The organism is Streptomyces sp. AP-93 (assembly GCF_022808175.1).
Classification (GTDB): domain Bacteria; phylum Actinomycetota; class Actinomycetes; order Streptomycetales; family Streptomycetaceae; genus Streptomyces.
The window spans coordinates 1-24657 of the sequence record NZ_JALGBX010000036.1 but is presented as its reverse complement, the minus strand read 5'-3'; the positions used below and the strand labels follow the sequence as shown (position 1 = coordinate 24657).

General features: G+C 72.7%; 22 protein-coding genes and 1 pseudogene. 12 read left to right on the top strand and 11 right to left on the bottom strand.

Annotation, left to right across the window (positions count from 1 at the left end):
- Positions 1 to 30 precede the first annotated feature (30 nt).
- On the bottom strand, positions 31 to 321 hold the full coding sequence (locus MTF69_RS38615; RefSeq protein ID WP_243341348.1) for a hypothetical protein: 291 nt from the start codon (positions 319 to 321) through the stop codon (positions 31 to 33).
- A gap of 813 nt (positions 322 to 1134) precedes the next feature.
- On the opposite strand from MTF69_RS38615, the gene MTF69_RS38610 reads away from it, so the two are divergent.
- Together MTF69_RS38610 and MTF69_RS38605 are read left to right on the top strand one after the other, a co-directional pair.
- Complete coding sequence (locus MTF69_RS38610; RefSeq protein WP_243341346.1) at positions 1135 to 1965, top strand: SAM-dependent methyltransferase; 831 nt, start codon at positions 1135 to 1137, stop codon at positions 1963 to 1965.
- The gene (locus MTF69_RS38605; protein WP_243341344.1) at positions 1962 to 4151 is read left to right on the top strand and encodes an EAL domain-containing protein; all 2190 of its coding nucleotides are present in this window, start codon (positions 1962 to 1964) and stop codon (positions 4149 to 4151) included. Before MTF69_RS38610 ends, MTF69_RS38605 begins: the two co-directional genes overlap by 4 nt.
- A 60-nt stretch (positions 4152 to 4211) precedes the next feature.
- Here MTF69_RS38605 and MTF69_RS38600 read toward each other — a convergent pair whose 3' ends face one another.
- Complete coding sequence (locus MTF69_RS38600; protein ID WP_243341343.1) at positions 4212 to 5090, bottom strand: LysR family transcriptional regulator; 879 nt, start codon at positions 5088 to 5090, stop codon at positions 4212 to 4214.
- A 94-nt stretch (positions 5091 to 5184) separates the two neighbouring features.
- On the opposite strand from MTF69_RS38600, the gene MTF69_RS38595 reads away from it, so the two are divergent.
- The 5 genes from MTF69_RS38595 to MTF69_RS38575 all read left to right on the top strand — a co-directional run bounded on the left by MTF69_RS38595 (position 5185) and on the right by MTF69_RS38575 (position 9948).
- Positions 5185 to 5889: a succinate dehydrogenase cytochrome b subunit gene (locus tag MTF69_RS38595; protein WP_243341341.1), complete on the top strand. Its 705-nt coding sequence runs from the start codon at positions 5185 to 5187 to the stop codon at positions 5887 to 5889.
- 74 nt (positions 5890 to 5963) lie between these two features.
- Positions 5964 to 7910 carry a fumarate reductase/succinate dehydrogenase flavoprotein subunit gene (locus tag MTF69_RS38590; RefSeq protein WP_243341407.1) on the top strand — a complete coding sequence of 649 codons (1947 nt, stop codon included), beginning with the start codon at positions 5964 to 5966 and terminating at the stop codon, positions 7908 to 7910.
- Positions 7907 to 8653, top strand: coding sequence for a succinate dehydrogenase/fumarate reductase iron-sulfur subunit (locus MTF69_RS38585; RefSeq protein WP_243341339.1), 747 nt, complete (start codon positions 7907 to 7909; stop codon positions 8651 to 8653). The genes MTF69_RS38590 and MTF69_RS38585 overlap by 4 nt, the downstream gene beginning before the upstream one ends.
- A gap of 174 nt (positions 8654 to 8827) precedes the next feature.
- Entirely contained in the window at positions 8828 to 9475 is a 648-nt protein-coding gene (locus MTF69_RS38580; protein WP_243341337.1) for a hypothetical protein, read from the top strand.
- 101 nt (positions 9476 to 9576) lie between these two features.
- Positions 9577 to 9948 (top strand): cupin domain-containing protein, encoded by a 372-nt coding sequence (locus MTF69_RS38575; RefSeq protein WP_243341336.1) that lies wholly within the window; start codon positions 9577 to 9579, stop codon positions 9946 to 9948.
- A 31-nt stretch (positions 9949 to 9979) separates the two neighbouring features.
- Here MTF69_RS38575 and MTF69_RS38570 read toward each other — a convergent pair whose 3' ends face one another.
- Both MTF69_RS38570 and MTF69_RS38565 read right to left on the bottom strand, forming a co-directional pair.
- On the bottom strand, positions 9980 to 12394 hold the full coding sequence (locus MTF69_RS38570) for an excinuclease ABC subunit UvrA (protein ID WP_243341335.1): 2415 nt from the start codon (positions 12392 to 12394) through the stop codon (positions 9980 to 9982).
- A gap of 10 nt (positions 12395 to 12404) precedes the next feature.
- Entirely contained in the window at positions 12405 to 13433 is a 1029-nt protein-coding gene (locus MTF69_RS38565) for an LLM class flavin-dependent oxidoreductase (protein WP_243341334.1), read from the bottom strand.
- 153 nt (positions 13434 to 13586) lie between these two features.
- Here MTF69_RS38565 and MTF69_RS38560 point away from each other — a divergent pair, with 153 nt between their 5' ends.
- Entirely contained in the window at positions 13587 to 14081 is a 495-nt protein-coding gene (locus MTF69_RS38560) for a hypothetical protein (RefSeq protein WP_243341333.1), read from the top strand.
- Between the two features lie 199 nt (positions 14082 to 14280).
- Here the strand turns inward: MTF69_RS38560 and MTF69_RS38555 are convergent, their stop codons facing one another.
- Entirely contained in the window at positions 14281 to 14496 is a 216-nt protein-coding gene (locus MTF69_RS38555; RefSeq protein WP_243341332.1) for a dodecin, read from the bottom strand.
- Between the two features lie 166 nt (positions 14497 to 14662).
- Here MTF69_RS38555 and MTF69_RS38550 point away from each other — a divergent pair, with 166 nt between their 5' ends.
- The 3 genes and pseudogenes from MTF69_RS38550 to MTF69_RS38540 form a co-directional block, all read left to right on the top strand.
- Positions 14663 to 15922 (top strand): extracellular solute-binding protein, encoded by a 1260-nt coding sequence (locus MTF69_RS38550; RefSeq protein WP_243341331.1) that lies wholly within the window; start codon positions 14663 to 14665, stop codon positions 15920 to 15922.
- Between the two features lie 229 nt (positions 15923 to 16151).
- Positions 16152 to 17024 carry a GNAT family N-acetyltransferase gene (locus tag MTF69_RS38545; RefSeq protein WP_243341330.1) on the top strand — a complete coding sequence of 291 codons (873 nt, stop codon included), beginning with the start codon at positions 16152 to 16154 and terminating at the stop codon, positions 17022 to 17024.
- Positions 17021 to 17554, top strand: a pseudogene (locus tag MTF69_RS38540) (lysophospholipid acyltransferase family protein); the annotation flags it as partial. The gene MTF69_RS38545 and the pseudogene MTF69_RS38540, both read left to right, overlap by 4 nt.
- A gap of 233 nt (positions 17555 to 17787) precedes the next feature.
- On the opposite strand, the gene egtD reads toward MTF69_RS38540, so the two are convergent.
- From egtD to egtA, 4 genes are read right to left on the bottom strand one after another with little or no spacing between them, the layout of a single operon-like run.
- On the bottom strand, positions 17788 to 18846 hold the full coding sequence (egtD, locus tag MTF69_RS38535; RefSeq protein ID WP_243341329.1) for an L-histidine N(alpha)-methyltransferase: 1059 nt from the start codon (positions 18844 to 18846) through the stop codon (positions 17788 to 17790).
- Positions 18843 to 19649 carry an ergothioneine biosynthesis protein EgtC gene (gene egtC / locus MTF69_RS38530; protein ID WP_243341328.1) on the bottom strand — a complete coding sequence of 269 codons (807 nt, stop codon included), beginning with the start codon at positions 19647 to 19649 and terminating at the stop codon, positions 18843 to 18845. The genes egtD and egtC overlap by 4 nt, the downstream gene beginning before the upstream one ends.
- Positions 19649 to 21025: an ergothioneine biosynthesis protein EgtB gene (gene egtB, locus MTF69_RS38525; protein WP_243341327.1), complete on the bottom strand. Its 1377-nt coding sequence runs from the start codon at positions 21023 to 21025 to the stop codon at positions 19649 to 19651. The genes egtC and egtB overlap by 1 nt, the downstream gene beginning before the upstream one ends.
- Positions 21022 to 22350 (bottom strand): ergothioneine biosynthesis glutamate--cysteine ligase EgtA, encoded by a 1329-nt coding sequence (gene egtA / locus MTF69_RS38520; RefSeq protein ID WP_374325317.1) that lies wholly within the window; start codon positions 22348 to 22350, stop codon positions 21022 to 21024. Before egtA ends, egtB begins: the two co-directional genes overlap by 4 nt.
- 72 nt (positions 22351 to 22422) lie before the next feature.
- On the opposite strand from egtA, the gene MTF69_RS38515 reads away from it, so the two are divergent.
- The gene (locus tag MTF69_RS38515) at positions 22423 to 23268 is read left to right on the top strand and encodes a TIGR02452 family protein (RefSeq protein WP_243341325.1); all 846 of its coding nucleotides are present in this window, start codon (positions 22423 to 22425) and stop codon (positions 23266 to 23268) included.
- A 53-nt stretch (positions 23269 to 23321) separates the two neighbouring features.
- Here the strand turns inward: MTF69_RS38515 and MTF69_RS38510 are convergent, their stop codons facing one another.
- Together MTF69_RS38510 and MTF69_RS38505 are read right to left on the bottom strand one after the other, a co-directional pair.
- A complete protein-coding gene (locus MTF69_RS38510) occupies positions 23322 to 23783 on the bottom strand; it encodes a type II toxin-antitoxin system PemK/MazF family toxin (RefSeq protein WP_243341324.1) in 462 nt (153 codons plus the stop codon).
- Positions 23780 to 24469, bottom strand: coding sequence for a TetR/AcrR family transcriptional regulator (locus MTF69_RS38505; protein WP_243341323.1), 690 nt, complete (start codon positions 24467 to 24469; stop codon positions 23780 to 23782). The genes MTF69_RS38510 and MTF69_RS38505 overlap by 4 nt, the downstream gene beginning before the upstream one ends.
- Between the last annotated feature and the right edge of the window lie 188 nt (positions 24470 to 24657).

Here is a 24657-nt window from a genome sequence, read left to right as displayed (position 1 = left end):
AATCGATTACGGGGTGGAAATGCGGCGGCTCTAGCGCGGGCGCAGCGCGACGATCGCGAGCACCGCGGGGGCCACGGTCATCAAGGTGAAGGTCACCGGTGAGATGTGGCGCTCGACCGGCTTGCGGGCCGCCGCGTGGTAGGCGGGGCGTGCGACCGGCTTCTTGGGCGCGGCCGCGGGGATCGCCCGGGGCGGCGCGGGCGCCGGCGGCGCGGGTGGCTCCGCGACGGGTTTCGGGACCGGCTTGGGGGCCGGTTTCGGGGCCGGGGGAGCGGGGGCCGGCCGCGCGGGGGGCGGGGCCGGTTCGGGGGGTTTCGGCACCGGCTTCGGAGCGGGCGGTGGCGGGGGCGGAGGAGGGGGTGGCGGTTTCGGGGTGGGCATCGGCTTCGGGGGTGGCGGGGGCGGGGGCGGGGTGGGCTTGGGCGGGCATGGCGGGGGAGGCGGCGGCGGGCAGGGCGGATGCCCGTGGTGGCCGCCGGGGCCGTGCCCATGGCCGTGGCCGCCGTGCCCGTGACCCCCGTGACCGTGGCCGGGGTTGCCGTGGTTGCCCGGTCCGCCCTGGTTGCCGCGATCGCCCCGGCCGACCTGGTTGCCCTGGTCGCCGCGATCACCCCGGCGGCCCTGGTCGCCGTGACGTCCGCCACCTCGGGTGCCCCCGGTCGCGCTGCCCAAGGCGGACACGGCGGGCCTGACGGTGCTCGCCCCGTCGCCGGCGTCGATCGTCGCGTATGCGCTGCTATCGGCCATGGCCGGTGTTGCGGACAGGGCCGCCCACAGGAGGACCGGGACTGCCAGCAGGCGCCTGGAAGAGGCTCTTTTCACCCGGGGATCATGGGGTCGCGCGCGCTCGCGCGCGGGACGGTTGACCTTGGTTCGCCTGAACGGGTGAGGCTTTGGCTATGGAGGTTTGAGCCAGATCCGCATCGTGTCCGATCGTTCACCGACCTTTTCCCAAAAGGTATTTGTCGGTTTCGATCATTCCCCGGGCGTTGCCCGTCCGGCCTTTGGCGTGTGACGAAGAACGGATCGCCAATTTCCGCTTTCGCTCGCTCCGTTGGGCAATGATCAGTACATTCGGCTCGGACAGGAGTCCGATCCGTCCGGACCGCGCAGGACCAAGGCTTGGAGACCCCGATGGAGCGCCCCTCCTGGGCCCCGCCAGGCATCGACATATCGGTGCCGAGCGTGTCCCGTATCTACGATTACTACCTGGGCGGCTCGCACAATTTCGAGGTCGACAGGCAGGCGGCCCGTCGGGCCATGGAATTCATGCCGGGCCTGCCCAAGATCATGCAGGCCAACCGGGCATTCATGCGCCGTGCCGTCCGGTACGCCGTCGCCGAGGGCGTGACGCAGTTCCTCGACATCGGCTCCGGCATCCCGACCTTCGGCAATGTCCACGAGATCGCCCAGGCCGCCAGCCCCGAGGCGCGCGTGGTCTACGTCGACCACGACCCGGTGGCCGTCGCCCACAGCCAGGCCGTCCTGGCCGGCACCGAGCGGACCGGGGTCGTCGCAGCCGACCTGCGCAAGCCCCAGGACATCCTGGCCGCCCCCGAGGTGGCCCAGGGGCTCGACCTGAGCCGCCCGGTCGCCCTGATGCTGGTCGCCGTCCTGCACTTCCTGGAGGACACGGACGAGCCCTACGCCGCCGTCGCCCAACTGCGCGACGCACTGGCCCCGGGCAGCCTGCTGATCCTCACGCACGCCTCGTACGAGGGGATCCCGCTCTCGGAGGAGGTCGCGAGCGGAACCGTCGGCGTCTACCGCGAGATCCGCAACCCGCTCGTCATGCGGGACGGGGAGCAGATCCGGCGCTTCTTCGACGGCTTCGGCCTGATCGAGCCCGGCCTGGTGTCGATGCCCGACTGGCGGCCCGACACGACCGGCGGGGCGGAGGGCGGGGCCGCGGACGAAGACCCCTACGCCTTCTCGGGCTTCGCGGGTGTGGGACGCAAGGCGTGAGACTGCCGACGCAGACGGCGGAGGACCCGGCCGCGCCGCAGGGCGGTCTGGAGGACCGGATCGGGCGGTTCGCGACCATCTGGGGGAGGGCGATCTTCCCGGTCACCGCGACCTCGCTCACCCGTAGCGAGTTCGAACGCCATCTCGTCCCCCTCACCCGCACCCTCGTCGAGGCCCTGCGCGCCCGCCCCTTCGACTCCGCCGCCGGCCAGCGGGTCGGGGAGGAACTCGTCGCGGTCCACTGCACCGACCCGGAGGCGCTGGCCGGGACGCTCGGCGTCGTCGAGTCCTACCTGGTGCTCTACTGCGGCCCCCAGGGCCCCGACGCCGAGAGCGTCGGGGGAACCGAGGAGTACCGGTCGCGCTGCGCCCGGCTCCAGCACGGCATCGCGGCCGGGTTCGCCCGCGCCCTGCGCGAGCGCACCCTCAAGGAGCAGGAAGCCATCGCCCGCTCCGCCCTGACAGCCCGCGCCGACGCCCAGCAGGCGCTGCACGCCAGCGAGGCCCGCTTCCGGGCGGTCTTCGAGGGCGCGGCCATCGGGATCGGCATCGCCGATCTGGAGGGCAACGTCCTGGAGATCAACGACGCGCTGCTCCAGATGTTCGGCGGCATGGACGGGCACGTCCGCGGCCGCAACGTCAGCGAGTGGAGCCACCCCGACGACACCCCGCACGTCTGGCGGATGTACGGGGAGCTCGTGCGCGGCGAACGCGACAGCTACCGCGTCGAGAAGCCGTACTACCGGCACGACGGGACCGTGCTGTGGACCAACCTGACGGTCTCGCTGCTGCGCGACGCCGAGGGCGTGCCGCAGTACCAGCTGGCCCTGATGGAGGACACCACCGAGCGCCGGCTGCTGAACCTGCGCCTGCGCTACGAGGCCACCCACGACGCCCTGACCGGCCTGCCGAACCGGACCCTCTTCTTCGAACGCCTGGAGAAGGCCCTGAGCGGCTCCGGCGGCTCCCGCTTCGGCCTGTGCTACCTCGATCTCGACGGCTTCAAGGCGGTCAACGACAGCCTCGGCCACTCGGCCGGCGACCGGCTGCTGGTCGAGGTCGCCGACCGGCTGCAAAGCTGTGCGACCGGACCGGGCGAGGTGGTCGCCCGGCTCGGCGGCGACGAGTTCGTGGCGCTGACCACCGGCCCCGACACCGAGGAGAAGGCCACCGAACTCGCCGTCCGGATCCTCTCCGCCCTCTCCGTCCCGATCCGGCTGGAGGGCCGTGAGCTGACGGTCCGGGGCAGCATCGGCATCGTCGAGGGCCCGGCCCGCGAGCGCACCCCCGCGGAGGTGCTGCGCAGCGCCGACATCACCATGTACCGGGCCAAGGCGGCCGGCGGCAACCGCTTCGAGTTCGCCGACGCCGCTGCGGACGCGCGCGCCATCACCCGGCACGGCCTGACCAACGCCCTCCCGGCGGCGTTGGAACGCGGCGAGTTCTTCATCGAGTACCAGCCGCTGGTCCACATGCACGACGGCAGCGTGCACGGCGCCGAGGCGCTGGTGCGGTGGTCGCACCCGCAGCACGGGGTGCTCGGCCCGGACCGGTTCATTCCGCTCGCCGAACGCACCGGCCTGATCGTGCCGCTCGGCCGCTGGGTCCTGGAGGAGTCCGTCCGCCAGGCCCGTGCCTGGCAGCACCAGCAGGGCGGCGCCACCCTGCGGATCAACGTCAACCTGTCGCCGACCCAGCTGCACCACCCCGGCCTGGTCGCCGACACGATCCGGGTCCTGGAGTCCTCGGGCCTGTCCCCGGGCACGCTGTGCCTGGAGGTCACCGAGTCGGCCCTGATCGGCGCCGACGACGAACTCCTCGAACCACTGCGCCGGCTCGCCGCCCTGGGCGTGGACATCGCCCTCGACGACTTCGGCACCGGCTACTCGAACCTGGCCAACCTGCGCCGCCTGCCCGTCAGCGTTCTGAAACTGGACCGCTCCTTCACCAAGGGCATGCAGCAGCACCCGGCCAACCCGGTCGACGTCAAGATCGTGGAGGGCATCGTCGCCTTGGCCCACAGCCTCGAACTCGCCGTCACGGTCGAGGGCGTGGAGACGGGCGCCCAGGCCGCCCAGCTCCGAGCCCTCGGCTGCGATACGGCCCAGGGCTGGTACTACGCCCGCCCGGGCGCCGCCGACCGCATCCACACCCTGTCCCTGTCGGACGCGGTCCCCACCCCTTGAACGCCGCCACCGACCGCTCCGGTGGGCACGACCGCCCCGGTCGGCGCGTTCCGGGGCGGGTCAGCCCAGCAGGATGCGCTTCAGCTCCCGGGCCGCGCGCGGGGGTGCCACGTCCGTGCGGTGGGCCAGGGCGATCGTGCGGCGCAGGGGGGAGCCCGCAAGCGGGGTGGCGCGGAGGCCGGAGCCCGCGTGGGCGACCACCATCGCCGGGACCACCGCGATGCCGAGCCCCGCGCGGACGAAGCCGAGTACCGCGTCCATCTCGCCGCCCTCCACCGTGAACACCGGCTCGAAGCCCTCCGCCCGGCAGGCCGCCACCGTCAGGTCCCGCAGGTCGTAGCCGTGCCGGAACATCACCATCGGCTCGTCGCGCAGCGCGGACACCGTGAGCGAACCACCGCCCGCCGGAGGCGGCAGAGCCGCGGAGGAGACCACCACCAGGTCCTCCGTCAGCAGCTCCACCGTGGTCAGCGCCGGCGCCGACGGGGGCAGCGGCAGGGCGATCAGCGCGAGGTCCAGGGAGCCGCGCGCGAGCTCCCGTACGAGGTCCAGCGAACCGCTCTCCTCGATCAGCAGCTCGATCCCCGGATGGGCGGTGTGGAAGGCGCGGAGCACGCCGGGCAGCAGGCCGGTGCACAGGCTCGGGGTGGCGCCCAGCCGGATCCGGCCGCGCCGGAGCTGCGCCAGCTCCTGCACCTCCAGGCGGGCCGTGTCCGCGTCCGCGAGGATCCGCCGGGCCAGCGGCAGCAGGGTCTCGCCGGCGTCGGTGAGCGTGATGTTCCCGCGGGCCCGGCTGAAGAGCTCGGCGCCCAGCTCCCGTTCCAGCGCCTTGATCTGCTGCGACAGGGAAGGCTGGGCCACGTGTTCGCGCTCGGCCGCGCGCGTGAAGTGCCGGGTCTCGGCGACGGCGACGAAGTAGACCAGCTGCTGGAACTGCATGGCCCCAGGCTAGCGCCTGCATAGGCTGATCCTATTGACTTGAGCTCTTTCATGTCTTGGACCTTTCGGGACCTTCGTCCTTACGGTCAATGTCATGGCTCTGGCAACCCGGACGGATCGACGGCCGTCCACCACGCGCACGCTCTGGGACTCCTCCGTCGGCAAGAAGTCCGTGATGGCCGTCTCCGGCCTGATCATGCTCGGCTACCTCGTCGTGCACATGCTCGGCAACCTCAAGATCTTCTTCGGGGCGGACGAGTTCAACGGCTACGCGCACTGGCTCCGCACGCTCGGCTCGCCCTTCCTGCACCACGAGTGGGCCCTGTGGATCGTCCGCGTGGCCCTGCTCGCGGCCGTCGTCGCGCACGGGGTCTGCGCGTACCAGCTCAGCCGCCGCGACATCAAGGCGCGCCCGGTGAAGTACGCGCACAAGCGCCGCCGCGCGAGCTACGCCACCCGCACCATGCGCTGGGGCGGCATCATCCTCGCCCTCTTCATCGTCTGGCACCTGCTCGACCTCACGACGCTGACCGTGAACGAGCGGGCTTGGGCCGGGCATCCGTACGAGAACGTCCTCGCCACCTTCTCCACCTGGTACGGGAACACCATCTACCTCGTGGCGATGGCCGCCCTCGGACTGCACGTCCGCCACGGCTTCTGGAGCGCCGCCCAGACCCTGGGCGCGGGCAACGCCCGGCGGGACAGGACGCTGAAGTTCCTGGCCAACGCCCTCGCCCTCGTCCTCTTCGCGGGCTTCGTGTCCGTGCCCGTCGCCGTCATGACCGGAGTGGTGAGCTGACCATGAGCGAGAACACGAGCACGAGCGAGCACACGAGCATGAGCGAGCACACGAGCATGAGCACCGGCGAGACCATGCACTACGCCGACTACACCACCGGGGCCCCGATCGCCGACGCCAAGGCCCCCGCAGGCCCCATCGCCGAGCGCTGGGACCGCCGCCGCTTCGAGGCCAAGCTGGTCAACCCGGCCAACCGGCGCGGGCACACCGTCATCGTCGTCGGCACCGGCCTGGCCGGCGGCGCCGCCGGCGCCACCCTCGCCGAACAGGGCTACCACGTCGTCCAGTTCTGCTTCTCCGACTCCCCGCGCCGCGCCCACTCCATCGCCGCCCAGGGCGGCATCAACGCGGCCAAGAACTACCGCAACGACGGCGACTCCGTGCACCGCCTCTTCTACGACACCGTCAAGGGCGGCGACTTCCGCGCCCGCGAGTCCAACGTCCACCGCCTCGCCCAGATCTCCGTCGAGATCATCGACCAGTGCGTGGCCCAGGGCGTCCCCTTCGCCCGCGAGTACGGCGGCCTCCTCGACACCCGCTCCTTCGGCGGCGTCCAGGTCTCCCGGACCTTCTACGCCCGCGGCCAGACCGGGCAGCAGCTCCTGCTCGGCGCCTACCAGGCGCTCTCGCGGCAGATCGCCGCCGGCAACGTCGAGATGCACGCCCGCACCGAGATGCTCGACCTGATCACCGTCGACGGCGTGGCCCGCGGCATCGTCGCCCGGGACCTGGTCACCGGCAAGATCGACACCTATTACGCGGACGCCGTCGTCCTCGCGAGCGGTGGCTACGGCAACGTCTTCTACCTCTCCACCAACGCCATGAACTCCAACGCGACCGCCGTCTGGCGGGCCCACCGGCGCGGCGCGTACTTCGCCAACCCCTGCTTCACCCAGATCCACCCCACCTGCATCCCGCGCACCGGCGACCACCAGTCCAAGCTCACCCTGATGAGCGAGTCCCTGCGCAACGACGGCCGCATCTGGGTCCCCAAGGCCAAGGGCGACACCCGCCCCGCCGCCGACATCCCGGAAGCCGAACGCGACTACTACCTGGAGCGGATCTACCCCTCCTTCGGCAACCTCGTGCCCCGCGACATCGCCTCCCGCGCGGCCAAGAACGTCTGCGACGAGGGCCGAGGCGTCGGCCCCGGCGGCCAGGGCGTCTACCTCGACTTCGCCGACGCCATCCGCCGCATGGGCAAGGAGAAGGTCGCCGAGAAGTACGGCAACCTCTTCGACATGTACGAGCGGATCACCGCGGAGAACCCGTACGAGGTCCCCATGCGGATCTATCCCGCCGTGCACTACACGATGGGCGGACTGTGGGTCGACTACGACCTCCAGACCACGGTGCCCGGCCTGTTCGCGATCGGCGAGGCCAACTTCTCCGACCACGGCGCCAACCGCCTCGGCGCCTCCGCCCTCATGCAGGGCCTCGGCGACGGCTACTTCGTGCTCCCCTCCACCATCAACGACTACCTGGCCCGCCACCCGCACCTGGACACCGTCGACGACAGCCACCCCGAGGCCGCGGCCGCCGTCCGCGAGACCCGCGACTGCCTCGCCAAGCTGCTGGCCGTCGACGGGGACCGCACGCCCGACTCCTTCCACCGGGAGATCGGCGAACTGATGTGGGAGTACTGCGGGATGGCCCGGACCGAGGAGGGCCTGCGCAAGGCCCTCGCCCGGATCCCCGAGATCCGCGAGGAGTTCTGGCGGCGGATCAAGGTGCCGGGCAGCGGCGAGGAGTTCAACCAGTCGCTGGAGAAGGCCAACCGCGTCGTCGACTACCTGGAGCTCGCCGAGCTGATGTGCCTCGACGCCCTCCACCGCGCCGAATCCTGCGGCGGCCACTTCCGCGAGGAGTCCCAGACCCCGGACGGCGAAGCCGCCCGCCGCGACGAGGAGTTCGGGTACGCGGCCGCCTGGCAGTACACCGGAACCGGCGCCGCGCCCGTCCTGCACAAGGAAGACCTCGTCTTCGAGTACGTCCACCCCACCCAGCGGAGCTACGCATGAAGCTCACCCTGCGCGTCTGGCGCCAGAAGAACGCCGACGCCCCCGGCGCGATGGCCTCGTACGAGGTCGACGGCATCTCGGAGGGCATGTCCTTCCTCGAAATGCTCGACACCCTCAACGAAGACCTCATCCTGAGCGGAGAGGACCCGGTCGCCTTCGACCACGACTGCCGCGAGGGCATCTGCGGCGCGTGCAGCCTCGTCATCAACGGCGACGCCCACGGACCGGAGCGCACCACGACCTGCCAGCTCCACATGCGCTCCTTCGACGACGGCGACACCATCGACGTCGAACCCTGGCGCGCCTCGGCCTTCCCCGTCGTCAAGGACCTCGTCGTCGACCGCGGGGCCCTCGACCGGGTCATCCAGGCCGGCGGCTACATCACCGCCCCGACCGGCGCCGCGCCCGAGGCGCACGCCACGGCCGTGCCCAAGCCCGACGCCGACTACGCCTTCGAGCACGCCGAGTGCATCGGCTGCGGGGCGTGCGTGGCGGCCTGCCCCAACGGCTCCGCGATGCTCTTCACCTCCGCCAAGGTCAACCATCTGAACGTGCTCCCGCAGGGCTCGCCGGAGCGCGAGACACGGGTCCTGGACATGGTGGCCACGATGGACGCCGAGGGCTTCGGAGGGTGCACCCTGACCGGCGAGTGCGCCACGGCCTGCCCGAAGGGCATCCCGCTGCCGTCGATCGCCGCCATGAACAAGGAGTGGCTGCGGGCCGTCCGCCGAGGCCCCCGCTGACCTGCGGATTTCACTGGCACTCGGCCGGGGGCGTCCGCGTATGATCCCGACGCCTCGGGTCACGACCACGACGCCTTCGGTCCATACCCCGACGCGTCCGCCGATCGGATGATCGCAGCGGCCCCCGTCGCGCCGTGACCGGGCGCCCTCCCGGGCATGGGTGACAGTGGGCGCATGCCTCAAGCCCCCGCCGGATCCGGCCCGCGCCGCCGTACCGTGCTGGCCGCCGCCCTCGCCCCGCTGGCGGCGGCCGGCTGCGCAGGGGAGGAGCGGCCCCCGGCGCCGCGCCCCGGCCCCGAGGCCGCCAAGGACGCGCTGGTCATGGTCATCCGGCACGCGGAGAAGCCCTACGCCGGGGACACCGGCGAGGACGACGACGGCAACGAGGACCCGGGGTTCCTCGCCGTCCGGGGCCGGCGCCGCGCCCAGGAACTGCCCATCCTCTTCCCGCCGACTCGGGGCGCCGCCCTGCCCCGGCCCGGGGCCGTCTTCGCGGCCGGCGGCAAGGCGGGGGCGCCCGCGCGGTGCCGCCAGACCGTCGAGACGCTCGCCACCGCGCTGCGTACGCCCGTCCGGGCGGAATTCGCCGTCGGAGCCGAGCCCGCCCTGGCCCGGGCGGTGCTCGCGGCCCGGATGCCCGTCCTGGTCTGCTGGGAGCACCAGGGGATGCCCCGACTGATCCGGGGCCTCGGAGCGCAGGACGTGCTGGGGCTGCCGGCCGCCTGGCCGGACCGCTACGACCTGGTGTGGATGTTCACCCGCAGGCAGGGCGTCTGGACCTTCCGCGAGCTTCCGCAGCACCTGCTCCAAGGGGACGCGTAGCGCTGCTGCGCGGCCGCGCCGGGACGCCGCGAAGACCGCGCGGTACGGGCGTACTCTGAGAAGTGGACTCGGGGCAGTCGTGTGCCGGGAGGTCGACGATCATGACGGGAATCGTGCGAAGGGGCTTCGATTCCGCTGACGAGACACGTCGGTTCGAGGACGGCAAGGGCAGGCTCGATCTGCTCAACACCACCAACGGTCCGGTCGGACGGGCCGTGTTCGAGCCCGGATGGCAGTGGTCGCAGCACATCAAGCCCATTGCGGGAACCGACAGTTGTGAGGCCGCCCACGTGGGCTACATCATCAGCGGCCGGATGAAGGTCGTCATGGACGACGGTGAAAGCGTCGAGGCGCAGCCCGGGGACTTCATCCAGGTCGACCCCGGTCACGACGCCTGGGTGCTCGGCGACGAGCCGTGCGTCGTCCTCGACTGGCAGGGCTACGGAGACTTCGCGAAGCCCCCGGACGCGTGACCACCTGCCCTGTCGGCCACTTCCTTACCGATCACCGGCCCGCGCCCGCCGTGCCCGCCGCGAGGGCCCGCGCCAGATAGGCCGCCGTACGGCTGCCCGTGGCGCGGGCCACCTCGGCGGGGGTGCCCGCGGCCACCACCCGGCCGCCGTCCGCGCCGCCGCCGGGACCCAGGTCGATGACCCAGTCGGCGCCTGCCACCACCGCCATGTCGTGCTCGACGACCACCACCGAATGTCCGGCGTCCACCAGGCCGTGCAACTGCCGCAGCAGCACCGTGACATCGGCCGGATGGAGCCCCGTCGTCGGCTCGTCCAGCAGGTACAGGGTGTGGTCGCGGCGCACGCGCTGGAGCTCCGTCGCCAGCTTGATGCGCTGCGCCTCGCCGCCCGACAGCTCCGTGGCGGGCTGCCCGAGCCGCAGGTACCCCAGGCCGATGTCCGACAGCGCCGCCAGGCTGCGTGCCGCCGCCGGGACGCCGGCGAAGAACCGGGCGGCCGACTCCACCGTCAGGGCGAGCACCTCGGCGATGTTCAGCCCCGAGTAACGGACCTCCAGGGTCTCGGAGTTGTACCGGGCCCCGGCGCATTCCGGGCACGGGGCGTACGTACTGGGCAGGAACAACAGCTCCACCGAGACGAAGCCCTCGCCCTGGCAGGACTCGCAGCGCCCGCCCGGCACGTTGAAGGAGAAGCGGCCCGCCTTCCAGCCGCGCGCCTTCGATGCCGGCGCCGACGTGAAGAGCCGGCGGACCACGCCGAACAGCCCCGTGTACGTGGCCAGGTTGGAGCGCGGGGTCCGGCCGATCGGCTTCTGGTCCACCTCCACCAGCCGCCGTACCGAGAACTCCGGTTCCGCCAGCCGCTCGTGGACCTCCCGCGCGAGCACCTGGCCCACCAGCGTGGACTTCCCCGACCCCGACACCCCGGTCACCGCCGTGAACACCCCCAGCGGGAACTCGGCCGCCAGGTCACGCAGGTTGTGCCGGTCGACACCGCTCAGCCGGACGGACCCGGTCGCCTTCCGCACGGCCCCCGAGCGTGCTTCCTGATCCTGAGGGGTCCCGAACAGGTACCGGGCCGTCGCGGAGTCCGCCACCGCGGCCAGAGCCTCCGGAGGCCCGCTGTGCAGCACTCGTCCGCCGTGCTCCCCGGCCAGCGGGCCCACGTCCACCAGCCAGTCCGCGTGCCGCACCACGTCCAGGTCGTGCTCCACCACGAACACCGTGTTCCCGGCCTCCTTGAGCCGGTCCAGTACGCCGAGCAGCGCCTGGGTGTCGGCCGGGTGCAGCCCCGCCGAGGGCTCGTCCAGCACGTACACCACCCCGAAGAGCCCCGAACGCAACTGCGTGGCCAACCGCAGCCGTTGCAGCTCGCCCGCCGAGAGGGTCGGGGCGCCGCGGTCCAAGCTCAGGTACCCCAGCCCCAGCTCGGTGACCGGGCCGATCCGGGAACGCAGGTCCTCGTTGAGCACGCGGGCCGCCTCGCCGCCGCCGCGCGCGGTGGCCAGTACGCCGTCCAGCTCCGTCAGCGCCAGCGCCGCCAGCTCCGCGATGGTGCGGCCCTCGAAGGTCACGGCCAGCGCCTCCGGACGCAGCCGCCTGCCCCCGCACACCGGGCACGGCGAATCGGTAAGGAACTTCTCGGCGCGGGCCCGCAGGGTCAGGCTCTTGCTGTCGGCGAAGGTGCGCATCACGTACCGCTGGGCGCTCATGTACGTGCCCTGGTAGGGGCGTTGGATCCGGTCGGCCTCCCGCACTGGATGCACCGTCACCACCGGCTGCTCCTCGGTGAACAGGATCCACTCGCGGTCCGCCGCCGGGAGCTCCCGCCAGGGCGCGTCCACGTCGTGGCCGAGGGCCTCCAGGATGTCGCGCAGGTTCTTGCCCTGCCAGGCGCCCGGCCAGGCGGCGATGGCGCCCTGACGGATCGACAGTTCTTGGTCCGGGACGAGGAGTTCCTCGCTGGTGCGGTGCACGCGGCCGAGACCGTGACAGGAAGGGCAGGCCCCGGCCGCGGTGTTGGGGGAGAAGGCGTCGGAGTCCAGACGCTCGGCGCCCGGCGGGTAGGAGCCGGCCCGCGAGTACAGCATCCGCAGCGAGTTGGACAGCATGGTCACGGTCCCGACCGAGGACCGGGAGCCGGGGGAGGAGCGCCGCTGCTCCAGCGAGACGGCCGGCGGGAGCCCGGTGACGGAGTCGACCTTCGGCGCACCGATCTGGTGGATCAGGCGGCGGGCGTACGGGGCCACGGACTCGAAGTACCGGCGCTGGGCCTCGGCGAAGAGCGTGCCGAAGGCCAGCGAGCTCTTCCCGGAGCCGGAGACCCCGGTGAACACGGTCAGCGCGTCCCGCGGGATGTCCACGTCGACCCCGCGCAGATTGTGCTCCCGGGCGCCGCGGACGCGGACGTAGGGATCGGGGGCGTGCGGGGCGGCGGGCTGGTGCATTCGCCCTAGTTTAGTGTCCGGAGTCGGCGGACTGCTCCGCGGTGGACTCCGTGAGGCCGGTGAGCCGGGCGAGCCGGCCGAAGGAGTCCAGCAGCGCCGTACGGTCGTACGTGGACGTCGTGACCAGCAGCTCGTCCGCCCCGGTCAGCTCCGCGACCTCGGAGAGCTCCGCCGCGACCTGCTCCTCCGTGCCGTGGATGTGCCCGGCGAGGGCGCCCTCGTACAGCTCCCGCTCCTTGGGGCTCATGGCGAGGGCCTCGATTTCATCGGCCGGGCGGAGCGGCGGGAAGCTGCCCCGGGTGCGGGAGTACGCGACCGCCCAGGCCTCCGGCACCAGGATCCGGCGGGCTGCCTCGGCGGTGGCGGCCACCGCGACCGTCCCCGAAGCCACGACGTACGGCCGCGCGCCCCCGGGGGAGGGCCGGAACTCCTCGCGGTACGCCGTGATGATCTCCGCGACCCGCGCCCGGGCCCGCAGGTCCCCGACGACCAGGGGCAGCCCGGCGCGGGCCGCGATCCCCGCCCCCTCGCCGGTGGCCAGCACGTAGGCCGGGATCCGCATCCCCTCCGCCGGGCGGGCGTGCACCTCGGGGTGCGCCTGCTGGGAGCCGTCGAGCCAGCCCAGCAGCTCCGCGAGCTGCTCCTCGAACCGGTCGGCGTCGGCGGCGTCCCGCCCGAGCGCGCGGCGGATCCCGCCGGTGAAGCCGACCGAGCGGCCGAGCCCCATGTCGATCCGGCCGGGGAACAGCGACTCGAGCACCCCGAACTGCTCTGCGACGACCAGGGGCTGGTGGTTGGGCAGCATCACACCGCCGGTCCCGACGCGGATCCGGGTGGTCGCCCCGGCCACGGCGGCGGCCAGCACCGTGGGCGCGGATCCGGCCACCCCGGGCACGCTGTGGTGCTCGGAGACCCAGAACCTGCGGTATCCGAGCCGCTCGGCGGTGCGCGCGAGCTCCACGGTGTCGCGCAGGGCCTGGGCGGCGGGGTGCCCCTCGCGGGTGCGGGACCGGTCGAGTATCGAGAGTGTGCGGATCACACAGGGATCAACGCGCGGAGGGCGTCAGGATTCCCCGGGGGCGGCCGGAAGGGGATCCGAACGGGGCGCGGGCGGTCTCCCGGTGGTCTCGTGGCGCTCGCCGGGCGGTCTCCCCGCAGCCGCCCGGAAGTCGTCGCTGCTTAGGCTGGCGGGGTGACCGAGACTCAGAACCGCAGGCCCCTGGCCGTCTTCGACATCGACAACACCCTGGCCGACACCGCCCACCGCCAGCACTTCCTGGAGCGCCGGCCGCGTGACTGGAGCGGGTTCTTCGGCGCGGCTCCGGCCGATCCGCCCCTCGCCCGCGGCATCGCCCTCGCGGTGGAGAGAGCGGCCGACTGCGAGGTCACGTACCTCACCGGCCGCCCGGAGCGGTGCCGCGCGGACACGGAGGACTGGCTCACGCGCAACGGCCTGCCCGAGGGGCGGCTGTGGATGCGCGGGAACCAGGACCGGCGGCCCGCCCGCACGACCAAGCTGGAGGTCCTCCGGCGGATCTCGCGGGGCCGCGAGGTGCGGATGCTGGTGGACGACGACGAGCTGGTCTGCCAGGCGGCGCGCGCTGCCGGATTCCGCGTGGTCCTGGCGGACTGGGCGGCGGACGCGCCGGAGCTCAAGGACGCGCAGGAGGGGGAGGGGCGCACCTGAGGGCCGTCCGGTGCCCGGTGCCTCGTGCCCGGTTGCCCTTGGGGCGGGGCGGGGCGGGGCGGGCCGGCGGGCCGGCCGGGCTCGGGTGCTCCTCGGGCGCGCCCGACGCTCCGGCCGGGCCCGAGGAGCCCCGCGAGTCCCGCAGGGCTGCGGGAGTCCGCAGGGGCCCTGGACCCCGTAGAGCCACGAGGGGCGGGCCTCAGGCCTCGCCGTCGAGACGGAAACCGACCTTGATCCCCACCTGGTAGTGCGCGATCTCGCCGTTCTCGATGTGGCCCCTGATTTGCACGACTTCAAGCCAGTCGAGATTGTGCAGCGTCTCGCCCGCGCGGGCGATGCCGTTGCGGATGGCCTGGTCGATGCCCTCGTGGGACGTGCCCACGATCTCGGTCACCCGGTACGTGTGATTGGACATGGGGGTCTCCCGACACTGGGTGGCTGTTGCCTTGTTCTACCGTGCCCCAGTAAGTCCGTGTCCGCGAACTTTGCGTGAACAATCCATTGCGATACCCCCTTGACCCACCCATTGGTCTATGCCAATTTCAAGCCATCTGCGATCCATCCCCCAGAAGGTGACCTTCGTGAAGATGCGCTTCCTTGCCGTGTCCACCGCTCTCGCGGCCGTGACCGCCCTCACCGGCTGCAGTCTCACCGGGTCGGGCGGAGGTACGCAGAAGGTGACGCTCTGGCTGATGAAGGGCAGCGCCTCCGACGAGTTCATAGGTCAGTTCATGAGCACCTTCGAGAAGGAACACCCGGGCGTGGACCTCGAAGTGAAGATCCAGGAGTGGAAGGGGATCGGCGACAAGGTCAACGCCGTCCTGTCCGGCACGAGCGAGGAGAGCGCCGACGTCATCGAGGTCGGCAACACCCAGGTCGCCCAGTACGTCGAGGGCGGCGGAGTCTCCGAGCTCACCCTGGAAGCCCTGCGCGAGTGGGACGGCAAGGACTGGCTGAAGGGCCTCTCCGAACCCGGAAAGGTCAACGGCGCCCAGTTCGGCGTCCCGTGGTACGCCGCCAACCGCGTGGTGATCTACAACAAGGACCTCTTCGCGAACGCCGGGGTCAAGGCGCCGGTCAAGACCCGCCAGGAGTGGATCCAGGCCACCCAGAAGCTGGACAAGGGCAGCCAGCAGGGCATCTACCTCGCCGGGCAGAACTGGTACGTCCTCGCCGGGTTCGTCTGGGACGAGGGCGGCGAGCTCGCCGTCGAGAGCGGCGGCCAGTGGCACGGCACCCTCGACGAGGAGAGGGCCCTGGCCGGAATGGAGTTCTACAAGCAGCTCCAGGCCCTCGGCGACGGCCCCAAGGAGGCCGACGAGGAGACGCCCCCGCAGTCCGACGTCTTCGCCCGCGGCGGGGTCGCCCAGATCATCGCCCCGCCCGGCCAGGCCGCCGCCATCGAGGCCGCGAACCCGCAGCTCAAGGGCAAGCTCGGCTTCTTCCCGATCCCCGGCAAGACCGCCGACAAGGTGGGCTCGGTCTTCACCGGCGGCTCGGACCTGATCATCCCCGAGAAGACGAAGCAGCGTAGACACGCCGTCGACGTGATCACGGCCCTGGTCAGCGAGAAGTGGCAGACCGAGCTGGCCCGCACGATGAGCTACGTGCCCAACAAGACCACCCTCGCGCACGTGGTCGCGGGCAACGACGGCGCCACGGCGATGGCCCCCGGAGCCGCCCAGGGCCGTGCCACCCCGCAGTCCCCCCGCTGGGCCGAGGTGGAGGCCGAGAACCCGATCAAGCCGTTCATGACGGCCGTCCTCACCGGCCAGGACCCCCGGGAGGCGGCGAAGGCGGCCTCCGACACCATCAGCAAGGTCCTCAGCTCCGACCGCTGACCCGGGGGCGGGCGGGGGCGGCGGGGAGGGTGGGGAGGGCGGGAGGGCCCTTTCCGGGGCCCCGGAAGGGCCCCGGAAGGGCCCCGGAAGGGTCCGCCCGTCAAGTTCAGCGTCCGCACATCCAAGGGCCGCGAAGCGGCCATGTCGAATCCAGCCGGTCACGGAAGAAGTAAAGAAGCCAGGCCACACACCGGCCGGCCTGGCTTCCCGTGCCGGACCAGGAGCCGTCATGACCATCGCCCCCCTGTCCCCGTCCGTCGTTCCCGCCTCCGCCTCCTCCTTCGCCTCCCCCGCCGCCGTCTCCTCCTCCGTCTCCTCCGCCTCCGTCTTCACCTCTTCCGCGGCGCCCGCCCCGCACGCCGAGGGCACCCCCGCACCCCGCTACGCCGTCCGCCTCGCCCGCAACGAGGACGAGGTGCGCGCCGCCCAGCGGCTGCGCCACCAGGTCTTCGCCGGCGAGCTCGGCGCCCGCCTCGACGGACCGGAGCCGGGCCTGGACTCCGACGCCTTCGACGCCTACTGCGACCACCTCCTCGTCGTGGACGAGGAGACCGGGCAGGTCGTCGGGACCTACCGGCTGCTGCCCCCCGAACGCGCCGCCGTCGCCGGACGCCTCTACTCCGAGGGCGAGTTCGACCTCTCCGCGCTCGCTCCCATCCGCCCCGACCTGGTCGAGGTGGGCCGCTCCTGCGTCCACCCCGACCACCGCAACGGCGCCGTCATCGCCCTCATCTGGGCGGGCCTCGCCCGCTACATGGACCGCTCCGGGCACAACTGGCTCGCCGGCTGCTGCTCCGTACCGCTCTCCGACGGCGGGGTGCTGGCCGCCGCCACCCGGGAGAACGTCCTCACCCGCAACCTCGCCCCCGCCGAGTACCGGGTCACCCCGCACCTCCCCTGGGACCCCAAAGGCATCGACTTCCCCGGCCGGATGGAACTGCCCCCGCTGCTGCGCGGCTACCTGCGCCTGGGCGCCTGGGTCTGCGGCGAGCCCGCCCTCGACGCCGAGTTCGGCTGCGCCGACCTGTACGTCCTGCTCTCCCTGCGGCGCACCAACCCCCGCTACCTCAAGCACTTCCTCTCGCTCGCCCCGGCCGCATGAGCGCCTGGCTCCCGACCTCGCCCTGTACTCCCGAGGTCTGCGCCGGCCACCAGGGGCGCACTGCGAGCGTGCCGCGCGCGGTACTGCGTCTCGCCGGCGCCGTCGCCCTGATCCTGCTCGCGATCCTGGGCGCCCCGCCGCTGAGGCTGCTGCCGGAGCGGCCCCGGCACGTGGTGGTGCGGGCCTGGGCCGCCGCTCTGCTGGGCGCCTTCGGCCTGCGGATCACCGTGCACGGGACCCCCGGCCCCGGCGGTGGCCGGCTGATCGTGGCGAACCACATCTCCTGGCTGGACATCCCGCTCGTCGCGGCCGTCCTGCCCTCCCGGATGCTGGCCAAGAGCGACATCCGCAGCTGGCCGGTCCTCGGACCGCTCTCCCGGCAGGCCGGCACCCTCTACATCGAACGCGACCGCCTGCGCACCCTGCCCACCACCGTCGACGCCCTCGCCCGGGCCCTCCTCGCCGGCGACCGCGTCACCGTCTACCCCGAGGGCTCCACTTGGTGCGGACGCGCCCACGGCCCCTTCCGGAGGGCCGCGTTCCAGGCAGCACTGGACGCGCGGGTGCCCGTACAGCCCGTACGGATCAGCTACCTGCTCGACGACGGGGGGCCGTCCGGGGCGCCCGCCTTCGTCGGGGACGATCCGCTGACCGCCTCCCTGTGGCGGATCGCGCGGGCCCGCGGGGTGCGCGCCGAGGTGTGGCTGCTGCCGCGGATCCCGCCGGGCCGGTACGCGCACCGGCGGGACCTCGCGGCGGCGGCTCAGGCCGCCGTACTCGCCGAACTCGCCGAGCCGGTACCCGTGTCACGCCCGGCGGCGCCGCTGCCCGGCGTACCGTCCCAGCCGTCGGCGCCGATGCCGTCCGCCACCGACAGCGACAGGGCGAAGCGGCCCGCCGCGTCGGTCCACCAATGGGTCAACTCCAGTCCGGCGGAGGCGAGTTCCCTGCGAACCCCCTCCTGACGGAACTTCGCCGAGATCTCCGTCAGGATCTCCTCACCCGCCTCGAAGGGCACCTCCAGATCCAGTGCCCGGACCTTCACCACCACCTGCCCGCGGGCCCGCAGCCGCATCTCGATCCACTCGTGCTCCCGGTTCCACACCGCCACGTGCTCGAAGTCGGCGGTGTGGAAATCCGCGCCCAACTCCCGGTTCACCACGGCCAGTACGTTCTTGTTGAATTCGGCCGTCACCCCCCGCGCATCGTCGTACGCCGACACCAGCACGGCCGGGTCCTTCACGAGGTCCGTCCCCATCAGCAGGGCGTCCCCGGGCGACAGCATCGCCCGTACGTCCGCCAGGAACACGGCCCGCTCCGGCGGCAGCAGGTTCCCGATCGTGCCGCCCAGGAACACCACCAGCCGGGGTCCGGGTGACTCCGGCAGCCGCAGCGCCCGGGTGAAGTCCGCCAGCAACGCGTGGACGCGCAGCCCCGGATGCTCCTCCAGCAGGGTCTTGGCCGCCCCGGTCAGCGCGCTCTCGCTCACATCCACCGGTACGTACGTATCCAGCGCGGGCAGCGCCTCGATCAGGTGCCGGGTCTTCTCCGAGGAGCCGGAACCCAGCTCCACCAAGGTGCGGGCCCCGCTCACCGAGGCGATCTCCCGGGCCCGTTCGAGCAGGATCTCCCGCTCGGCGCGCGTCGGGTAGTACTCGGGCAACCGGGTGATCTCCTCGAAGAGTTCACTGCCCCGGGCATCGTAGAACCACTTGGGCGGCAGTGACTTGGGCGACCGGGTCAGCCCGCCGCGCACATCCGTGCGCAGCGCCGCCTCGGCGGCGTGCTCGTCGAGGGTGCGGGTCAGCTGGAAGTCGTTCACAAGCCTTCGTCTCCTTGGTGCGGTGCGTGCGGTGCGTGCGGTGCGCCGACGGGGGTCTCCTTCAGGGAGACGAGGTCGACCCGGGTGCGGGTGGCGGTCAACAGGGTCCGGTCGGGTACCTCGCACCAGCGCGAGTCGTCGTCGTAGGGCTCGGAGGCCACCACCGTGCGCTGCGCCGCCGCGTCGGCCAGGTACCACAGGGAATCCCCCCAGGCCGTCGCCGCGACGGACCGGCCGTCGGTCAGCAGCAGGTTCAGCCGGGATCCGGGCGCGGCCTCGGCCAGCTCCCGTACCGTCCCGGCCAGCGCCGCACCGAGGTCCGGGTCTGCCCGCAGCCGGTGCAGGACCAGCGCCCAGATCAGCGCCGAGTCCGTACGGGCGGCCAGCGACAGCAGCTCCTGGGGCGAAAGCCCGGCCGCGACCGGGGCCACGGCGTCCGGCCAGTCCCGCAGTGACCCGTTGTGGCTGAACAGCCACGGCCCCTCCGCGAACGGAGCGGCCGCCGCCTCCCCGTCGGCCCCGGGTCGGGTGGAGTCCCGTACGGCGGCCAGCACGGCCCCGCTGCGGACCACCCGGGCGAGGTCGCTGAAGGTCAGGTCGCCCCAGACCGGCCCGGCCCGGCGGTAGCGGGCGGGCACCGGGTCCCCCTCCGCGTACCAGCCGACGCCGAAGCCGTCGGCGTTGACCGTGCCGGAACGCTGGCGGCGCGGCTCCCACGACTGCCGGACCAGGGAGTGCTCGGGCTCGCTCAGCACCCGGCCGAGGCTCACGGGCGCCCCGAGGTAGGCGAGGTGACGGCACATCAGGCCTGCCCGGCGGAGCCTGCGGGACCTGTGGAGCCTGCGGGGCCGGCCTGCCCGGCGGAGTCTGCGGGGCCGGCGCCGCGTGCGGTCCGGAACCCCGAGAAGATCTGCCGGCGCACCGGCAGGTCCCAGTTGCGGAAGGTGCCCCGGCAGGCCACGGGGTCCACGGCGAAGGAACCGCCGCGCAGGACCTTGTGCTCGGGGCCGAAGAAGACCTCCGAGTACTCGCGGTAGGGGAACGCCCGGAAGCCGGGGTAGGGGAGGAAGTCCGAAGCCGTCCACTCCCACACGTCGCCGATGAGCTGTCGCACCCCGAGCGGGGAGGCCCCGGCCGGGTAGGCGCCCGCTCCGGCCGGCCGCAGGTGGCGCTGGCCGAGATTGGCGTGCTTCAGCGTGGGGTCCGCGTCGCCCCACGGGTAGCGGGTGGAGCGCCCGGCCGTCGGATCGTGGCGGGCGGCCTTCTCCCACTCCGCCTCGGTGGGCAGCCGCCGCCCCGCCCAGCGGGCGTACGCGTCGGCCTCGTACCAGCTCACGTGCAGCACCGGTTCGTCCCCGGGCACCGGCTCGGTGACACCGAAACGGCGGCGCAGCCAGGTGCCGCCCTCGCGGTGCCAGAACAGCGGGGCCTCGATCCCGTGCCGGCGGATCTCCGCCCAGCCGGCCGCCTGCCACCACCGCTCCTCGTGGTAACCGCCGTCCGCCATGAACTCCTGGTACGCGGCGTTGGTCACCGGAACGGTGTCGATCCAGAACGCCTCGACCTCGCGGACGTGCGCGGGCCGTTCGTTGTCCAGCGACCAGGGCTCCGTTGAGGTTCCCATCGTGAACGGCCCCGCGGGCACGAGCACTTCGGCCGCCGGGGGCGGTGGTCCCTGCGGGGGATCCGGGTCGGGGGCCGCCAGCACCGGCGCGCCCTGCCGCAGCTGATGGGTGATCAGCATGGTCTCGTCGTGCTGCTGTTCGTGCTGGGCGATCATCCCGAAGACATAGCCGCCGTCCAGCAGGGCCGTGCCCTCCAGGGGGGTGCGGTCCAGCAGGTCGAAGACCCGGCCGCGGACCTCGGCGGCGTACCGGCGGGCCGCGTCGGGGCTCAGCAGCGGCAACTTCGGGCGCTCCGCACGGGGATGCTCGAACGCATCGTAGAGCGGGTCTATCTCGGGGTGCATCGACTCGCGGCCTGCCACGTTGCGCAGCAGCCAGAGCTCTTCCATGTTCCCGATGTGCGCGAGGTCCCAGACCAGCGGTGACATCAAGGGGGAGTGCTGGGCGGTCAGTTCCGCCTCGGCGACGGCATCGGTGAGTCCGGCCGTACGCGCGCGCGCCGCGGTCAGGGCGGCGGCGGCCCGCTCGCGCAGGAGCTCCGGTTCGGCGGTCATGAGCGTGCCTCCTCGCCGGCGTGCTGTGGATGCCGGGTCTGCTGCGGCTCGGTCCGGTCGTCGGCCGGGCAGCGGCCGCGGGACACGTAGCGTTCGGTGAACTCGCCTACGGTGTCGATGACATGGCGGCTCGCTCCCAGTCGGGGGAGCGCCGAGGCCGCGGCCCGGAAGCAGGCGCGGGCGGCGGAGCGCAGCTCCGGATCGGCCAGCGCGCTGCGGGCGGCGGAGCGCCACAGGGGATTGCGCGGCGCGGGCCGGGCGCCGTAGGAGTCGGCCAGGCCCTTCGCCACCCGGTACGCGGTCTCCGCGGCCTCCGGGTCGTCGAACAGCGCGTGCACGACGGCCACCGGGACCAGCCAGCCGTCCTCGCCGGGCTGGGCGTCGATCATCCGGAGCTCGAGATGGCCCCGGGGCCGTACCGGCGGGAAGAGGGTCGTCAGGTGGTAGTCCAGATCCCCGGCGGTCGGCGGGCGGGGGCCGCCGCCGGAGCGCAGCCAGTCGCGGAAGGTCAGCCCGCGCGGTACCGCCCAGGGCGCCCCCTCGTCGAGCGTCCGCACGCACATCACCTCGGTGTCCAGCGCCTGCCGGGTCCACGCGCCGCGCGGCTCCGCCTCCAGGGGCGGGGCGAGGCAGCGCCGGGTGTCGAGGTCGCCCCAGACCCCTTGGCGGGCGCACCGCCAGCCGGCGTACGGGCCAACGCGGGCGGGGGAGTTGGCGAAGGAGGCGACCAGCACCGCACCGAGGAGGTGGGCGAGGCGCCAGCGCCTGCCGTGGCCCAGCGTGCCGGGCTCCTCGTGACCGGCGTCCACGCACACCTGGACGGAGGCCGAGGCGCACATCATGGCGCGCCCTGCCGGGCCGGTGCGGTCGAAGTAGGTCTCCATGGCCTCGTACCGCGGGCTGGCCAGCATCCGCCGCAGTGGCCGGCGCGGGTCCTGGCCCAGTCCCCGCAGGACCAGACCCTGGTCGCGCAGGGCGCCCCGGACGGCGGTCAGATCGGCCTGGAGGCCGTCGACGCAGCCGGTCAGGGAGGAGGCGGGGGCCGAGCTGAGCTCCAGCTGGCCGCCGGGCTCGACGGTGACGCGGGAGCCGAGGGGGAGGGCGCGGGCCGCGTCGTGCGCGGCGGCCAGGCGTGCGTGGGAAACGGGCCTGCCGGGTCGTTCGGCGTCGAACACCAGCCATTCGAGCTCCGCACCCAGCAGGCGGGGCGGTCCGGTCTTGAAGCAGATGCCGTGGATCAGCTCTTCGGCGGTGGCTTCGGTCAGTCGGGTGAGTGAGTCCTGGGGCATGACGGGGCCCTCGTCTCCTGTCGTCGGCTGTGACATCACCCGTGCCTACCCGTCCCTCGGGGCACAAATCCATTGCGGGCGCCCTGCCGGAGCGCCGAAAATCGCCGCATGAGCGGCAGATTGCGCGAGATCGCGCGGGAGAATGCGGAGATCGTGGCGGCCGGGGGCTACCGGACGCGGTCGGGACGGCAGGTGTCGCTCGCCGCCGCCGTGGCGGAGGCCAAGGCAGGAACCAGGATATATGGCCCAAACCGGGTCATTCCAGGCGAGCCGGCTTCGAAGGACACCCACCGGACCGTCGTCGAGGTCACCGGCGAGAGCAGCACGGTCGCCGCCCGCAGGCTCGCCGGGGAGCACCGGGAATACCCCGGGAACGCTCCGGTGGCCGTCCTGAACTTCGCTTCGGCCCGGAATCCCGGGGGCGGCTACGTCCGCGGGGCCAAGGCCCAGGAGGAGGCCCTCTGCCGCGCCTCGGCGCTGTACGAGACCCTCCTGGAGGCCCCGGAGTACTACGAGATCCACCGCGCCGAGGTCAGCACCTTCTACACCGACCGGGTGATTCACTCGCCCGGGGTCCCCGTCTTCCGTGACGACCGGGGCAACCTGCTGGACACCCCCTTCCTGGCCGGATTCCTCACCTCACCGGCGCCGAACGCGGGCACGATCCGCCGCCAGGAGCCGGACCGCGAGCCCGAGCTCCCGGCCGCGCTCGCGCGCCGCGCGGAGCTGGTGCTGGAGGTGGCCGCGCTGCACGGCTACCGGCGCCTGGTGCTGGGGGCCTGGGGGTGCGGGGTCTTCCAGAACGACCCCGCCCAGGTGGCGGAGGCCTTCCGGGAGCTCCTGGCGGGGCGTTTCGCCGGCGTGTTCGAACGGGTGGTGTTCGGCGTGCTCGACCGGAAGCCGCAGACGCGGGAGACCTTCGAGCGGGTACTCGCGGGCGTGTCGGGGGGCTAGGTCGCCCTGCGGCCGGCGCCGGCGAGCGGTAGGGCCGGGCGCCGGCCCGGTGGCTAGCGCCAGCCGTACCGCTCGCGCAGCCGGTCGACGACGAGCTGGAACCTGCCCCGGTCCAGCGCGCAGGCCTCGCGCCGCATGCCGTCCTCGTGGACGCGCAGCACCCGGTCCACGTCCACCCAGGACTCCCGGCCCGCGCTGTCCCACGGTCCGGTCCCGATGGGGACCCACTCCCGGTCGTGGTCGTGCCGCTTGCTGGACAGCTGCACGGCCAGGAGCGTGCCGCTCTCCTCGCGGGCCACGACCAGCACCGGCCGGTCCTTGCCGCGCCCGTCGTTCTCTTCGAAGGGAACCCAGGTCCACACGATCTCGCCGGGATCGGGATCCCCGTCGCGATCGGGCGCGTACGAGGTCTGCACCGGCCCGATGGCATGCGGATCGGCCTCGGCGGTCGCGGTGACCCCGTCACGCCCCGGTTGCTCGACGTGACCATTGCTGTGGTGGGAAAGTGCCGTCATTCGGGCGAGGTTACCGGGTGGCTGCGTGGAGGGCCGGGCGGCGTCCCGGCAGTTGAGCGTCCTTCCGTGGGTGGGACGGGTGATGTCCGCCAGCCGAGTTCGACGGAGCGGCGGCACCTGTCGGCAGCGTCGCCGGAGCTCGTGAACAGTGCGGTCAGCATGGGGACGCCCTGGGTGAGGACTTGGTGCGGCAGCGGGCCCGTCGCGACCAGGGACGCGAGTCCGTGGCCGATCACCCAGCTTTGCGTCGCCAGGGTCAGGGGGTCGACGTCGTCGTGAAAGCGGCCGGCCGTCTTGGCGCGTTCGACGGCGCTGACCAGGCAGTGCAACGTCTCATCTGCGGCCTTGGCGTCTTCGAGCTCGAAACCGGCGTCGAACATGATCCGGTAGAGGTCGGGGTCAACTAGGGCGTTGCTCACGTAGGTCGCTCCGAGGGCCGCCAGGTCCCGTACCGGATCCGTGGACATCGACACGGCGTCGAGCCTGGCCGCCAGGCGTTTGAAGCCTTCCTGGCGCATTGCCATCCACAGGCCGTCCATGCCTCCGAAGTAGGTGTAGACGGCCATCGTCGATACGCCGGTTCCGGCCACGAGCGAACGGAGGGTGACCGGCTCGCGGGTGCGCAGCATCATCGCGGCTCGCTCGATCAGGAGGGAGCGGATCGCCGGGTCCTTGGTTCGCGCCATGTCACTACAATACATAGCAGCGCTATGGTTTGAAGAGGCGCGGAACCTGCGCCCCGACGACAAGGAGTCTCAATGACGAAGTCAAGCCGCTTGCGTGACCGGTGGGGCGGAGGTGAAGGCCCGGTTGTCACGCAGAAGTGCCCACAGGACGCTGGCGCGTCGACGGGCCAGTGCGATGACGGCCTGGA

Coding starts and splice junctions, on each gene's coding strand:
- egtA (WP_374325317.1), bottom strand. CDS start 22,350: ATGTCACAGCCGACGACAGGAGACGAGGGCCCCGTCATGCCCCAGGAC.
- MTF69_RS38575 (WP_243341336.1), top strand. CDS start 9,577: ATGACGGGAATCGTGCGAAGGGGCTTCGATTCCGCTGACGAGACACGT.
- MTF69_RS38600 (WP_243341343.1), bottom strand. CDS start 5,090: ATGCAGTTCCAGCAGCTGGTCTACTTCGTCGCCGTCGCCGAGACCCGG.
- MTF69_RS38570 (WP_243341335.1), bottom strand. CDS start 12,394: ATGCACCAGCCCGCCGCCCCGCACGCCCCCGATCCCTACGTCCGCGTC.
- MTF69_RS38595 (WP_243341341.1), top strand. CDS start 5,185: ATGGCTCTGGCAACCCGGACGGATCGACGGCCGTCCACCACGCGCACG.
- egtC (WP_243341328.1), bottom strand. CDS start 19,649: ATGTGCCGTCACCTCGCCTACCTCGGGGCGCCCGTGAGCCTCGGCCGG.
- MTF69_RS38590 (WP_243341407.1), top strand. CDS start 5,964: ATGCACTACGCCGACTACACCACCGGGGCCCCGATCGCCGACGCCAAG.
- egtB (WP_243341327.1), bottom strand. CDS start 21,025: ATGACCGCCGAACCGGAGCTCCTGCGCGAGCGGGCCGCCGCCGCCCTG.
- MTF69_RS38515 (WP_243341325.1), top strand. CDS start 22,423: ATGAGCGGCAGATTGCGCGAGATCGCGCGGGAGAATGCGGAGATCGTG.
- MTF69_RS38585 (WP_243341339.1), top strand. CDS start 7,907: ATGAAGCTCACCCTGCGCGTCTGGCGCCAGAAGAACGCCGACGCCCCC.
- MTF69_RS38510 (WP_243341324.1), bottom strand. CDS start 23,783: ATGACGGCACTTTCCCACCACAGCAATGGTCACGTCGAGCAACCGGGG.
- MTF69_RS38555 (WP_243341332.1), bottom strand. CDS start 14,496: ATGTCCAATCACACGTACCGGGTGACCGAGATCGTGGGCACGTCCCAC.
- MTF69_RS38545 (WP_243341330.1), top strand. CDS start 16,152: ATGACCATCGCCCCCCTGTCCCCGTCCGTCGTTCCCGCCTCCGCCTCC.
- MTF69_RS38610 (WP_243341346.1), top strand. CDS start 1,135: ATGGAGCGCCCCTCCTGGGCCCCGCCAGGCATCGACATATCGGTGCCG.
- MTF69_RS38580 (WP_243341337.1), top strand. CDS start 8,828: ATGCCTCAAGCCCCCGCCGGATCCGGCCCGCGCCGCCGTACCGTGCTG.
- MTF69_RS38505 (WP_243341323.1), bottom strand. CDS start 24,469: ATGGCGCGAACCAAGGACCCGGCGATCCGCTCCCTCCTGATCGAGCGA.